At 63.4% G+C, this 12,465-nt stretch carries 13 protein-coding genes and 1 pseudogene; 9 read left to right on the top strand and 5 right to left on the bottom strand.

The window, feature by feature from the left end; genetic code table 11:
• The first annotated feature begins 19 nt into the window (after nucleotides 1-19).
• From purF to NKI70_RS08235, 5 genes and pseudogenes are all read left to right on the top strand, one after another.
• Nucleotides 20-1,489, top strand: a complete 1,470-nt coding sequence (gene purF / locus NKI70_RS08255; protein WP_023677717.1) for an amidophosphoribosyltransferase — start codon at nucleotides 20-22, stop codon at nucleotides 1,487-1,489.
• 26 nt (nucleotides 1,490-1,515) lie between these two features.
• Nucleotides 1,516-1,806, top strand: a complete 291-nt coding sequence (locus tag NKI70_RS08250) for a hypothetical protein (RefSeq protein ID WP_023677718.1) — start codon at nucleotides 1,516-1,518, stop codon at nucleotides 1,804-1,806.
• Nucleotides 1,803-2,549: an SDR family NAD(P)-dependent oxidoreductase gene (locus tag NKI70_RS08245; RefSeq protein WP_023677719.1), complete on the top strand. Its 747-nt coding sequence runs from the start codon at nucleotides 1,803-1,805 to the stop codon at nucleotides 2,547-2,549. Before NKI70_RS08250 ends, NKI70_RS08245 begins: the two co-directional genes overlap by 4 nt.
• Nucleotides 2,550-2,693: 144 nt before the next feature.
• Nucleotides 2,694-2,999, top strand: a pseudogene (locus NKI70_RS08240) (hypothetical protein); the annotation flags it as partial.
• A gap of 130 nt (nucleotides 3,000-3,129) precedes the next feature.
• Nucleotides 3,130-3,351, top strand: coding sequence for a hypothetical protein (locus NKI70_RS08235; RefSeq protein ID WP_254820234.1), 222 nt, complete (start codon nucleotides 3,130-3,132; stop codon nucleotides 3,349-3,351).
• A 152-nt stretch (nucleotides 3,352-3,503) separates the two neighbouring features.
• On the opposite strand, the gene NKI70_RS08230 is transcribed toward NKI70_RS08235, so the two are convergent.
• Nucleotides 3,504-4,010, bottom strand: a complete 507-nt coding sequence (locus NKI70_RS08230) for an OsmC family protein (RefSeq protein ID WP_352698641.1) — start codon at nucleotides 4,008-4,010, stop codon at nucleotides 3,504-3,506.
• A 320-nt stretch (nucleotides 4,011-4,330) separates the two neighbouring features.
• Between NKI70_RS08230 and NKI70_RS08225 the strand changes: the two genes are divergently transcribed.
• Nucleotides 4,331-5,239 carry a DMT family transporter gene (locus tag NKI70_RS08225; RefSeq protein WP_502897760.1) on the top strand — a complete coding sequence of 303 codons (909 nt, stop codon included), beginning with the start codon at nucleotides 4,331-4,333 and terminating at the stop codon, nucleotides 5,237-5,239.
• Between the two features lie 196 nt (nucleotides 5,240-5,435).
• On the opposite strand, the gene NKI70_RS08220 is transcribed toward NKI70_RS08225, so the two are convergent.
• Nucleotides 5,436-6,290 (bottom strand): LysR substrate-binding domain-containing protein, encoded by an 855-nt coding sequence (locus NKI70_RS08220; RefSeq protein ID WP_352691795.1) that lies wholly within the window; start codon nucleotides 6,288-6,290, stop codon nucleotides 5,436-5,438.
• A 116-nt stretch (nucleotides 6,291-6,406) separates the two neighbouring features.
• On the opposite strand from NKI70_RS08220, the gene NKI70_RS08215 reads away from it, so the two are divergent.
• Nucleotides 6,407-6,814, top strand: a complete 408-nt coding sequence (locus NKI70_RS08215; protein ID WP_023677725.1) for a tautomerase family protein — start codon at nucleotides 6,407-6,409, stop codon at nucleotides 6,812-6,814.
• A 141-nt stretch (nucleotides 6,815-6,955) separates the two neighbouring features.
• Nucleotides 6,956-9,178, top strand: a complete 2,223-nt coding sequence (locus NKI70_RS08210) for an AMP-binding protein (protein WP_352698787.1) — start codon at nucleotides 6,956-6,958, stop codon at nucleotides 9,176-9,178.
• A 121-nt stretch (nucleotides 9,179-9,299) separates the two neighbouring features.
• Here the strand turns inward: NKI70_RS08210 and NKI70_RS08205 are convergent, their stop codons facing one another.
• From NKI70_RS08205 to NKI70_RS08195, 3 genes are all read right to left on the bottom strand, one after another.
• On the bottom strand, nucleotides 9,300-9,563 hold the full coding sequence (locus NKI70_RS08205) for a hypothetical protein (RefSeq protein WP_023677727.1): 264 nt from the start codon (nucleotides 9,561-9,563) through the stop codon (nucleotides 9,300-9,302).
• A gap of 249 nt (nucleotides 9,564-9,812) precedes the next feature.
• On the bottom strand, nucleotides 9,813-10,628 hold the full coding sequence (locus NKI70_RS08200) for a CDP-alcohol phosphatidyltransferase family protein (protein WP_023677728.1): 816 nt from the start codon (nucleotides 10,626-10,628) through the stop codon (nucleotides 9,813-9,815).
• A 3-nt stretch (nucleotides 10,629-10,631) separates the two neighbouring features.
• Nucleotides 10,632-11,330, bottom strand: coding sequence for a phosphatidylserine decarboxylase (locus NKI70_RS08195; RefSeq protein WP_023677729.1), 699 nt, complete (start codon nucleotides 11,328-11,330; stop codon nucleotides 10,632-10,634).
• Between the two features lie 264 nt (nucleotides 11,331-11,594).
• Between NKI70_RS08195 and NKI70_RS08190 the strand changes: the two genes are divergently transcribed.
• The gene (locus NKI70_RS08190) at nucleotides 11,595-12,461 is read left to right on the top strand and encodes an SMP-30/gluconolactonase/LRE family protein (RefSeq protein WP_352569668.1); all 867 of its coding nucleotides are present in this window, start codon (nucleotides 11,595-11,597) and stop codon (nucleotides 12,459-12,461) included.
• The last annotated feature ends 4 nt before the right edge of the window (nucleotides 12,462-12,465 follow it).

Here is a 12,465-nt window from a genome sequence, read left to right as displayed (position 1 = left end):
AGCCCCAATGGCAGCCTCAGTGGCAGACGCAGACGACGTGCTTTCCGCCGAAGCCGACGACCATTTCCACGACGAATGCGGCGTGTTCGGCATTTTCGGCCGGCAGGACGCCGCAGCCATCGTAACGCTCGGTCTGCATGCGTTGCAGCATCGAGGCCAGGAAGCGGCCGGCATCGTTTCCTATGACGGCACCCAATTCCATGTCGAGCGCCATGTCGGCCTGATCGGCGACACCTTTACTAAGCAGCGTGTCATCGACAGCCTGCAAGGCAACCGTGCCATCGGCCACACACGCTATGCCACCACCGGCGGCGCCGGTCTGCGCAATATCCAGCCTTTCTTTGCCGAACTTGCCGATGGCGGCTTTGCCGTCGCCCATAACGGCAATCTCACCAACGCCATGACCGTTCAGCGCGCCCTGCAGAAGCAAGGCGCCATCTTCTCTTCCACCTCCGACACCGAAACGCTCCTGCACCTGGTTGCCACCAGCAAGGAGCGCGACCTGAATTCGCGCTTCATCGATGCGGTGCGCCAAGTCGAAGGCGCCTTCTCGCTGGTGGCGATGACGTCCAAGAAGATGATCGGGTGCCGCGACCCGCTCGGCATCCGCCCGCTGGTGCTCGGCGATCTCGACGGCGCCTGGATTCTCGCCTCCGAGACCTGCGCGCTCGATATTATCGGTGCGCGTTTCGTGCGCGACCTGAAGCCCGGCGAAATGGTCGTCGTCACCAGCAAGGGCATCGAAAGCCTGTTCCCGTTCGAGCCGCAGAAGACCCGCTTCTGCATCTTCGAATATGTCTATTTCGCGCGGCCGGATTCGTCGGTCGAAGGCCGCAACGTCTATGAAGTGCGCAAGCGCATCGGCGCCGAGCTGGCGCAGGAAAGTCCGGTCGAGGCCGACATCGTCGTGCCGGTGCCGGATTCGGGCACGCCGGCGGCGATCGGCTTTTCGCAGGCCGCGGGCATTCCGTTCGAGCTCGGCATCATCCGCAATCACTATGTTGGCCGCACCTTCATCCAGCCCGGCGATTCGATCCGCCACATGGGTGTCAAGCTCAAGCACAACGCCAACCGCCGCATGATCGAAGGCAAGCGCGTGGTGCTGGTCGACGATTCGATCGTGCGCGGCACCACCAGCCAGAAGATCGTCCAGATGGTGCGCGATGCCGGCGCCAAGGAAGTGCATATGCGCATCGCTTCGCCGCCGACGCGCGCCTCCTGCTTTTACGGCGTCGACACACCGGAAAAGTCGAAGCTGCTGGCGTCGCGCATGTCGGTGGAGGAGATGGCCGAGTTCATCCGCGTCGATTCGCTCGGCTTCCTGTCGATCGACGGGCTCTACCGCGCCGTCGGCGAGGCCGGCCGCGACAACGAGCAGCCGCAATTCTGCGACGCCTGCTTCACCGGCCAGTATCCGACCCGGCTTGCCGACTTCGAAGGCTCCGACAATGTGCGCACGCTGTCGCTACTGGCGGCGGGCGGGTCTTAGAATTCCGATCCGGACGGGGGTAAGACATGAGCGCTCGACGAGGCTTATGGCAAGCCCTCAAGGATTCACTCTCATTTGCAAAATCCTTGCTCAAAGATCAGATTAGATCTGAGGTCGATATCGATACGCCTCTCGGTAATGGATTTCTTTTTTGCCAAGCTAGAGAGGCGAGGGAGACTCAGGACAAGTATGTCGTCGTCAAAGCCATTGGTGGTGATGCAACGGTTTTTGCCCCTCTTGACGAGAATTCCGCCAAACAATTGATTGCCTTCATTCAGCTGTCGTTCTTAGACCAGCAACCCAAGAATAGCTCATGACCCCTCCCCTCGATCTCTCCGGCCGCGTTGCGGTCGTCACCGGCGCCTCGCGCGGTATCGGCTATTTCGTCGCCAGGGAGCTTGCCGCGGCCGGTGCGCATGTGATTGCGGTTGCTCGCACCGTCGGCGGGTTGGAAGAACTCGACGACCAGATCAAGGCAGGTGGCGGACAGGCGACGCTGGTACCGCTCGATCTTGCCGACATGGCGGGGATCGACCGGCTGGGCGGCGCCATCCACGAGCGCTGGGGCAAGCTCGACATACTGGTCGCCAACGCCGCTGTGCTCGGCGTCATCGCCCCGATCGGCCATGTCGAGGCCAAGACCTTCGAGAAGGTGATGACCATCAACGTCACCGCAACATGGCGGCTGATCCGCTCGGTCGACCCGCTGCTCAGGCTTTCCGATGCCGGCCGTGCTATCGTGCTGAGCTCCAGCCTTGCCCACTCCGCACGCGCCTTCTGGGCGCCTTATGCGGCGTCGAAGGCGGCGGTCGAGGCCATGACGCGTTCATGGGCGCATGAGACCGAAAACCTGCCGCTCAGGGTCAATGCCGCCGATCCCGGGGCAACGCGCACCGCGATGCGGGCGCAGGCCGTACCCGGCGAGGATCCTGAAACACTGCCGCACCCTTCGGAGATCGCCAAGCGTATCGTGCCGCTGGCCAGCCCTACGCTCAAGGAGACCGGGCTGATCTTCCAGGCCAAGCACAATCGCTTTGTCGCCTACCGGCAGCCGGAGTAGCCACATATCGCATTTTGCCGGAAGAATTGCGCCGGCACCAACGTTGTTCGGGTGCCACAATTCGAGAAACGGAGGACCATATGCGGAGGCTGCTTCTCTTGACTGCCGCCGCGCTGCTTGCAGTAATCGGCGCCGCGTCGTCGCAGACAGACGGCACTCGACGAAAAGGGCCAAATGGTCAACGGCCGCGGCGACACGCCCAACCGGCACGACGTGTTGACCGGCTCCAAGCCGGATGGCACGAAAATAGCCGACCAGACCTGCGGCGACTGGACGCTGAGCGGAGCAGAAGGTGTGGCGATGATGGGTCATCACGATCGTACCGGCCTCGATGATTCGGCAGCCGCCAAATCGTGGAATTCCTCGCATGCGTCACGCGGTGGCTGCAGCCAGGAAGCGCTGAAGGGCACCGGCGGCGACGGCCTGTTCTATTGTTTTGCGGTGAACTGAACCAAAACGACCCGACGTCACGTGGCTGTGATGCCGTGGCTTAACGCCGCGCTTTGGCCCAGCTTTCGCCGCTGGGCCGGAGTTGCTAGGATCGTGCGACTCCCAAAACAAGCAGAGCGAGGAAATACTCATGGCGGCACCGAGCGTAGCGTTAGTCTGGTATCTGGTGATCGCCGGCCCGCAAGGCGGCATGGTCGTGCTGCCCAGCACATTCGACACCCGCGAACAGTGCGCCTTCGCCATAACCGAATACCAGAAGCAACCGACGCCGGCCGGCTGGTCGGTGCAGTGCGTGCCGAGCGCCTCGCCCTTCGCCGACGAGGGCGACGCCGAGGAGCCGTCGGCGCAGTAGGACAGCGTGATCTCCCCCCTTGAGGGGGAGATGGCCGACAGGCCAGAGGGGGTTGGTCCGACCGGGCTCGGCCTGCTGCAACGGTTGGCGGTTCACGCGAGACAACCCCCTCTGTCGCCTTCGGCGACATCTCCCCCTCGAGGGGGAGATCGTCAGCGTCGCGCGCTTACCGTCAGCTCCGGCTTCTGGCTGATGGTCTGGAACACGACGCAGTAGCGCTCGGTCAGCTTGAGCAGCGCATCGATGCGCTCCTGCGGCTCGTCGGTGTCGAGGCCAAATGTCAGCCGGATGGCGCGGAAGCCAACCGGCGCATCCTTTGCCACGCCAAGCGTGCCGCGAAAGTCTAGGTCGGCTTCGGCTTCCACCGTGGCGGCCCCAAGCTTGAATTCCAGCGCCGTCGCTACCGCCTTCAGCGTGACGCCGGCGCAAGCCACCAGTGCCTCCAGCAGCATGTCGCCGGAGCAGAGTTCGAGCCCGGTGCCGCCGGTCGCCGGATGCAGCCCGGCAATGGCGATCGCCCTGCCTGTCTCGACCTTGCAGGCGATCGATTGGTCGTCGATCGAGCCTTTGGCGCGGAGAGTAATCAGCGCGCGCGAGGCGTCGTCGCGATAGGCCACCTTCAGCGGCGCCTGCATGGCCTTCAATGCGATCGCGTCCATTTCGTTTCTCTCCCATAGTTGCCTGGCTTCGCTGCTTAACGGCGATGCCGTCTGCCCAAACGCAAGTCTCCACTGGCGTAGCGCTTGGCAGGGTTTCGCCTGTATAGCCTGACGATACGGGGAGCATCCAACGCCTTCACACCGTCTCTCGCAACACATTCGTAAGGCCGCCGGACATATGGCCGATATCGCCATCGTGGAAACCCGCGAACGGGTTCTTGCCGGAATCCTGTTCATCGGGGCTGCCTACCTGCTGTTTTCGATGCAGGACGCCTCAAGCTGACGCTATGGTGTCAAGAAGGGCAGCGTAGGCTGGTGAGATGATGGGATCGCTGGACATGCCATGCACAGTGGAAAGCGCCCGCGAGCGTACCCTCGGCATCATCCTGGTCTCGGCATCGGCGGCCGTTTTCGGCCTCACCGGCGTGCTGACCAAATCGATCCATGCCGACCCGCTGACCATTACCTGCTGGCGCGGCTTCGTCGGCTCGATCCTGATCAGTCTCTATGTCCTATGGCGCCGCCAGCGCTCCGGCGGTCGCGACAGCTTGCGGCTCGGCTGGCGAGGCTGGCTGCTGGCGATCGAGGGCGCGCTCGCGAGCATCGCCTTTATCTCGGCGTTCAAGTTCACGTTTGTCGCCAATGTCGCGATCATCTATGCCACGGCCCCGTTCGTCACCGCGCTGCTGGCCCTCCTGTTGGTCCGCGAGCCGTTCCGGCTGCAGACGCTTGCGGCCGCTGCTGTGTCACTATGCGGTGTGGCAATCATGGTCTGGTCCGGCTTCGGCACCGGCCATTTGTTCGGCGACGGGCTGGCGCTGCTGATGACGATCGGCAGCGCGCTCTACATGATCATGGTGCGCGCCTTCCGCGACACGCCGGTGGTGTGGGCGGGTGCGGTGTCGGCATTCCTTCTGTTCGTGCTCGGCTGGTTCGTCGCCGATCCGCTGGCTGTCTCGGCCAGGGACGCTGTGCTTCTAGCCACCTTCGGCGCCTCATTCGCGCTGGCTTCGATCCTGTGGACGGAGGGCACCCGGCTTATTCCGGCGGCCGAGTCCGGATTGCTGGGTTCAGCTGAAGTGCCATTCGCGATCCTGTTTGCCTTCCTGTTCCTGGCGGAGATCCCGCCGGCAGCCAGCATGGTCGGTGGCGCCATCGTGCTTTGCGCGGTGTTCGCTCACGCCGGCCGCGACTGGCTGATGGCCAGGCAGCGCGCAGCGGATGCATGACCAATCCTCGCCGCGTCCGAGCGCGAGTTGGTGGTCCGATCACGAGAAATCCGGTCCTGAAAATTAATTTGAAAAGTCATGGAACCATCATAGGGCTCAGGCATTATGGCTGCGACGGGCCACCCCAAGTCCCCCCAAACCCCTCGGCCCGTCCTACTTAGAAGCCGACCGCAAGGTCGGCTTTTTCTTTGCTGGCTCAATTGGCCAAGGCCAGGTTGCCGCTGAACAACGCTGCCAGATCCTGCGCCGGCCGGTCGGCATCCTCACGCAAGCGGACGGCGAATTCGGCGACCGGCACCGGCGGCAGATCAAGATCGCGCGGCGCCTCGACGATGCCGGAATGCGCGAAGCGCGCCGTCCTCAACGTCAAGGCGATGCCGGCGTGCACCGCCGTGCGCAGGCCGGCAAGGCTGGCACTGCCGGCAGCAATGCGGTAGCGACGGCCGGCCGCATCGAGTGCACTGGTCGCCGCTTCGCGAAACCCGCAATGGGGATCGAGCAGCGCCAAGGGCAGTTCGTCGTGGCGGGTGGCCAGCCCGTTCTGTGAGCAAAGCCAGATCATTGGTTCCTTGAGCACACCGACTTCGTCCCGTGTCGGCACCTGTCGCATGGCAATGGCCAGATCAAGGGTGCCGGCCTGCAAAGCCTGCGCCAGTTCGGCGGAACGGCCGACGCGCAGTTCGATCCTGACGCGCGGATGGCTGACAGCAAAAGCCCTGAGAAGCTGCGGCAAGCCGCTGTCGGCGAAATCCTGCGTGGTGCCGATGGCGACGCGCCCGTCGGCGTGCGCGCCTTTGAGGGCCAGCCACGCCTCGCGGTGCGCGGCAAGGATGCGACGCGCGTGAACGATCAGATCCTCGCCTGCCGACGTCAGGCCGCGCCCTCGCCCCTGCGGCACCAGCAGCGGTTCGCCGACAACATCCTCCAGCCGCTGCATCTGCGCGGTCACTGCGGACGGCGAGCGACCGACGATCGACGCGGCCCGCGCCAGGGAACCGCCATCGACGAAAGCGAGGAAAGTTTTGAGGAGGTCGGGATCGAACATCTGCACAATTCGATACTATCAAAGTGTTTATCAAAAAACAATTCGATTTTTTTTGATCAAAGGATGATGGCATGATTTTCTCGACGGCGAAGAGGCGCCGCTTGAAACCGAGGAGAAGAAATATGCCGATCATCAATGTCAGCGTTACCGGCAAGCCCGATGCCGCTTTGTCCGCCGCCATTGCCAAGGAAGTGACCGAACTGACGGCCACGCATCTGCGCAAGGACGCGACGATCACAGCTGTTGCCATTTCCTATCACGACCCCGAGCACTGGTTCGCCGGCGGCAAGTCGCTGGCCGAGCATGGCACCAACACGGCCTGGCTCGACATCAAGGTTGTCGACGGCACCAACACCAAGCTCGAACTGGAGGCGTATCTGCAGGCAATTTTCGCGGCATTCGGTCGGCTGCTGGGTAAGGTGCATGAGGAAAGCTACGCCCTCGTGCATGAAGTGCCTGCGGCCGCCTATGGCTTTGGCGGCAAGACGCAGGAATTCCGCTTCATCAGCGGAAGGATGAAAGCGGCGTAGCTGCGATAGGCAGCCGAGCCGAATCAAACATAGGAGAGAAGGAAAAATGGAGCCGCATTGACGTTGATCCAACTTCGGCTAGGTTCTCACCCGAAGCGGCCACTGAAGAGCCGTGACGTGAGATCGTTGGGAGATGCGGCGATGATCCTGACACTGGCGCTGCTTGCGGGTCTTGTCGCGGCCTGGCTGCTGATCGGCGTGGTGGAGAAGTTCCGCCTCGGCCTGCGTTTGAGCCAGGCGCTGCTCTACGTGCCGTTCAAGCTCGCCTACCGGATCAGCGACGAGCGCATCAAGATTGCGCGCAGGTCGGTGACCCCGGTCATCTATGTCATCTGGCATCAGTCACGCATCGAGCCGGCGCTGATGCTGTCGCTGCTGCCGGAGGACACGCTGCACATCCTCGACCAGGCTTCGGCCAGATCGCCGTGGCTGGAGCCGTGGCGCGAGCTCGGCCGCACCATCGCCTTCAACGCCGAGCATGTCTTCGTCAGCCGCAGATTGGTGCGGGTGCTGAAGGGCAAGGGCCGGCTCGCCGTTTACCTGCCGGATGCGGTCGAGCCAGACGTCAAGTCGTTTCGGTTGTTTCGCGCCATCACCCGTATCGCCATGCAGGCCGACGCCCGTATCGTGCCGGTCTTCGTTGCCGGCGCACGCAGCCTGCCGGCCTCGCTGACGCCGGCGGACAAGGCGCCGCGCCATTGGTTTCCGCAGCTGTCGATCAGCGCGCTGGAGCCGATGACCATCGCCAAGCTGGTGGCGCGGAACCCAGATCAGGCCTCCAACACCAATGCGCTGTTTGATCGCTTCGCCGAGGCCAGGCTTTTCGGCAGTGATCTCGACCGAGGGCTGTTCCTCGCCATGCGCGATGCGGCCGACCGTGTTGGCGCTTCGCACCCAATAATCGAGGACGTCATTGGCGGTGCCCTGAGCTACCGGAAAGTGTTCATCGGCGCCAGGGTTTTGGGCCGACGGTTCGAGGCAATAACAGCGCCGGGCGAAGCGGTTGGGCTGCTCCTGCCCAACGCCAATGGCGTCGTGCTGTCGTTCGTCGGACTTTTGTCGACTGCGCGGGTGGCAGCAATGATCAACTATACCGCCGGCCCGGCCAGCGTCACCGCCGCCATCCGCACGGCGATGATCCGTACCGTGGTCTCCTCACGCGCCTTTGTCGAAAAGGCCAACCTCGCCGACATCGTCGAGGCGGTGGAAAAGGGCGGGGCGAAACTGCTGTGGCTGGAGGATGTCCGCGCAAGCGTGACCGTGCTGGACAAGGCCGCAGCCGGCTTGCTGTGGCGCTGGCCGTTGCAGCGCCAGGATGCAGCCAAGCCGGCGGTGATCCTGTTCACCTCCGGCTCGGAAGGCACGCCCAAGGCCGTGGTGCTGTCGCACCGGAACCTTCTTGCCAATGCGATGCAGGCGGAAGCTCGCATCACCATCTCGCCGGCCGATATCCTGCTCAACGTGCTGCCGGTGTTCCACTCGTTCGGGCTGACCGGCGGCACCATCCTGCCGCTGGTCACCGGAGTAAAGCTGTTCCTCTACCCGTCACCGCTCCACTACAAACTTATTCCGGAGGTGGCGCGCAAGGTCCGGCCGACGGTGATGTTCGGCACCGACACGTTCCTCGCCAACTATGCCCGCACCGCCAAGGACGGCGATTTTTCCAGCCTGCGCTTCGTCGTGGCCGGTGCCGAGGCGGTGAAGCCGGAGACGCGCCGGGTTTACCGCGAGCGCTTCCAGGCCGAGATCATCGAAGGTTTTGGCTTGACCGAGGCCGCACCAGTGGTTGCCGTCAACACCGCCATCCACGGCCGCGATGGAACGGTCGGGCGGCTGCTGCCGGCCATGCGCATGAAACTCGAACCAGTCGAAGGCATCAGCGACGCCGGCCGGCTGTGGCTCGACGGGCCGAACCTGATGATGGGCTACATGACCGGCGACCGGCCTGGCGAGTTGCAGCCGCTCGAAGGCTGGCACGACACCGGCGATATCGTTTCGGTCGATCGCGAAGGCTTCATCACCATTCGCGGCCGCGCCAAGCGCTTCGCGAAGATAGCCGGCGAGATGGTATCGCTTGGTGCGGTCGAGATGTTGGTGCAGTCGCTGTGGCCGGAAGAGCATCACGCCGTGGTAGCGGTGCCGGACAAGCGGCGCGGCGAGCGCCTCGTTCTGGTCACCACCGCCGACAATGCCGATCCCCACGAATTGCGCGAATTCGGCAAAAAAGCCGGCGCGGCCGAACTGATGGTGCCGAACGACATCGTCAAGGTCGAGGAGATCCCTGTACTGGGCTCCGGCAAGACCGACTATGTCTCGACTAGAAAGCTGGCACTCGAGAGGCTGGGACTGAGCGCAGCCGCCTGAGGTTTGCTGTCGAGAACTCTAAAGCGCGTCGCGTTCGACCGGCCTTGTGCGACACGCTTTAGATTCTTGCTTTTATGCATGCCGTTATCGCAAAACCGCTGCACACTTTTGCGCGAATGCATTAGAAGACCACCACCGACAACAGCAGAATGGCGCCGACGGCCATCATCAGCAGGCCCGGCCAGTTCTGCGACAGGCCGAGAAAACGGAGCCCGCGCCGCCGCGGCTCCAGGGTCGGACCTGGTGTTGCGAGATAAGGCGTCGGACTGTCCGGCGCGGTGGAGACAGCGGCCGGTTCACTAAGCCGCCCGCGCATGATGGCTGCTACCGCCATATAGACGAGGCCGGCGACAGTCAGTAACACGCCGATGAGGATGACAGCCATTTCTCCTCGTTTCCGATGGTTCTGAGCCCGATGCGGCAGCTTGCGCGACGTAGATGACGTACCACGAGCAGCCGCTCAGACGGACCTACCAAACACAAACGGTCTAGCCGCCCAGCAAGTTCCGAAACCGGTGTTTTTGAGGTGCATTCCACAGCGCCGCGCGCTGTGTGAGCCGGTCCTGAGTCTAAACGGACGACCCTTTTCGGAATCATGCACTGCCAGGCCCAACGCGAACTGGCACCAAATCTGTCAGCCAATATCCGAGGACGGCACCTTCTCGCCTTCGCGCTTGGCGCGTCTCGAATAGGCGCGCACGCTGAACGGCAAGAAGACCAGATAGCCGGCAACCGAGGCCGTCAGCGTATACCAGGGATAGGTCATCAAAAGCAGGACGTAGAGGACGACTGCGAGGATGATCGGCAGCACTCTGTCGCCCGGTATCCTGACGCTCTTGCCGGAATAGACGGGCAGTCTGCTGACCAGCAGGAACGCCACCAATATTGTAAAGCCGGTGGCAATGAAGGCTGCCAGGCGGCTGGGTTCAAGCCCAAGCCTGAGGAAGAACAGATAGAGCGGCAGCATCACCAGCACCGCACCCGCCGGCGCCGGCACGCCGACGAAATATTCGGTCTGCCACTGCGGACGGTCGAGCTCTTCGTCGAGCACGTTGAAACGGGCAAGCCTCATCCCACAGGCGATGGTGAACAGCAGCGCGGCGATCCAGCCCGGCGAACCTGCCCTGTCGAGCAGAAAGGCATAGAGCACCAGCGCCGGTGCCACGCCGAAATTGACGATATCGGCCAGCGAATCCATCTGGGCGCCGAATTTGGAAGTCGCCTTCAGCATTCGCGCCAGACGGCCGTCGATACCATCGAGGAAGGCCGCGAGCAGCACCATCACCACCGCTGGCTCGAAGCGGCCCTCGAAGCCGAAGCGAATACCGGACAGGCCGGCGCAGATGGCGAGCACCGTGACCAGATTGGGCAGCACCATGCGCATCGGGATTTCGCGAATGCGCGGGCCACCGCCGCCATGCGCCTCGAATTTCTTGAACGGCGGGGCCACCGGTCAGGAGATCCGCACGAGCGGCGTTGCGGCAACGCCGCCGAATTCCGCCAGCACCGTCTCACCGCCAACCGCGGTCTGGCCGACGGCGACACGCGGCGTCGCGGTCGAGGGCAGGAATACATCGACGCGCGAGCCAAAGCGGATCAGCCCGAAGCGCTCGCCGGTGCCGATGGCGCCGCCGGGCTCGGCCCAGCAGACGATGCGCCGCGCCACGAGGCCGGCGATCTGCACCGCGGCCACCGTTCCATTGGGGCTTTCGATGACCAGCCCGTTGCGCTCGTTCTCGGTGCTTGCCTTGTCGAGTTCGGCATTGAGGAATTTTCCTGGCCGATGCTCGATCCTGGAAATGCGGCCACGCACCGGAGAGCGGTTAACGTGGCAGGAAAAGACGTTCATGAATACCGAGATGCGGGTCATTTCGCCGCCGCCGAGGCCAAGCTCGCGCGGCGGCACTGCCGGGCCAACCGCCGAAACGATGCCGTCGGCCGGGCTGACAACCAACCGGTCGTCGATCGGCGTGACACGCTCGGGATCGCGGAAGAAATAGGCGCACCAGGCCGTCAGGATGAGACCGATCCAGAACAGGGTCGAGGAGAAATAGCCAAGAAAGAGCGTCGCCGCGCCGAATGCAGCGATAAAGGGATAACCCTCGCGATGGATCGGAACGAACGCATTCTTGATCGTGTCAACGAGGCTCATGGGATGAGGGCAACCTTGGTTCCAAGTCCGGCCTCAATAGCGGAAACACCCCGCGGTCGCAACGCGACAATGAGAGCGCTCGGGGGGTGGCGGTCGCCGCCGTTTCAGGATGCCGTTAGCAGCATCCGGACTGCCGAAGTGATCAACCGGAAATGTTCATTGCGATTGTCGGAACGCAGCACTCTCGCCCGTCCTTGGCAAGACAGCGCCTCTCATCGGCCTTTCGGCCATGACGATTTGCGCAAACCCGGAGGTTCTCGGCCCATGCAGAAATCAGCAGCTAGGCAAGTGCAAGTGGTGATGAACGGCTTGGCCTTCGGCGAGTCACCGCGCTGGCACGATGGCCGGCTGTGGTTCTGCAACTGGGGCACAGGCCAGATCATCGCCGTTGACGCCCTAGGCAACAGCGAGATCGCGCTCACCGTGCCGGCCACCCTGCCCTATTCCATTGACTGGCTGCCGGACGGGCGCCTGCTTGTCGTGTCCGGCCGCGAAGGGCTGATCCTCAGGCAGGAGGCAGACGGGACATTGGTCACCCATGCCGATCTGAGACAACTATCAAAGAGCCCGTGGAACGAGATCGTCGTCGATGGACGCGGCAACATCTATGTCAATGGTGGTGGGCCTGCTCCGGGTCCCGGCCAGCATTTCGGCCCCGGCGCCATCGTGCTGGTCGCGCCTGACGGCTCGGTTCAGCAGGTGGCTGAGAACCTCGCCTTCGCCAATGGCATGGCGGTGACGCCTGACAACAAGACGCTTATCGTTGCCGAGTCCCACGCCAACCGGCTGACCGCCTTCGACATCGCTGCCGATGGTGGCCTTTCCAACCGGAGGGTCTGGGCCGATCTCGGCAACGGTTTTCCCGACGGCATCTGCCTAGATGCCGAAGGTGCGGCGTGGTACGCCGACGTTCCCAACCGGCATTGCGTGCGGGTGCGCGAGGGCGGCGCGATGCTCGAAAGTGTCGATGTCGACCGCGGCTGCTTTGCCTGCATGCTCGGCGGCAGCGAGGGAAAAACGCTGTTCATCGTCGCCGCCGAATGGCGCGGCTTCGAACATATGATCAGCGATGCCCGTACCGGCCAAGTGCTCAGCGTCGACGCTACTGCGCCGGGCGCCGGCTGGCCGTAGAGAG

The sequence above is a fragment of the Mesorhizobium sp. M0500 genome, assembly GCF_040321165.1.
Taxonomy (GTDB): Bacteria; Pseudomonadota; Alphaproteobacteria; order Rhizobiales; family Rhizobiaceae; genus Mesorhizobium.
This window is presented reverse-complemented; position numbering and strand designations above follow the sequence as displayed.

Coding starts and splice junctions, on each gene's coding strand:
- NKI70_RS08225 (WP_502897760.1), top strand. CDS start 4,331: ATGATGGGATCGCTGGACATGCCATGCACAGTGGAAAGCGCCCGCGAG.
- NKI70_RS08245 (WP_023677719.1), top strand. CDS start 1,803: ATGACCCCTCCCCTCGATCTCTCCGGCCGCGTTGCGGTCGTCACCGGC.
- NKI70_RS08205 (WP_023677727.1), bottom strand. CDS start 9,563: ATGGCTGTCATCCTCATCGGCGTGTTACTGACTGTCGCCGGCCTCGTC.
- NKI70_RS08210 (WP_352698787.1), top strand. CDS start 6,956: ATGATCCTGACACTGGCGCTGCTTGCGGGTCTTGTCGCGGCCTGGCTG.
- NKI70_RS08230 (WP_352698641.1), bottom strand. CDS start 4,010: ATGGACGCGATCGCATTGAAGGCCATGCAGGCGCCGCTGAAGGTGGCC.
- NKI70_RS08235 (WP_254820234.1), top strand. CDS start 3,130: ATGGCGGCACCGAGCGTAGCGTTAGTCTGGTATCTGGTGATCGCCGGC.
- NKI70_RS08190 (WP_352569668.1), top strand. CDS start 11,595: ATGCAGAAATCAGCAGCTAGGCAAGTGCAAGTGGTGATGAACGGCTTG.
- NKI70_RS08215 (WP_023677725.1), top strand. CDS start 6,407: ATGCCGATCATCAATGTCAGCGTTACCGGCAAGCCCGATGCCGCTTTG.
- NKI70_RS08195 (WP_023677729.1), bottom strand. CDS start 11,330: ATGAGCCTCGTTGACACGATCAAGAATGCGTTCGTTCCGATCCATCGC.
- NKI70_RS08250 (WP_023677718.1), top strand. CDS start 1,516: ATGAGCGCTCGACGAGGCTTATGGCAAGCCCTCAAGGATTCACTCTCA.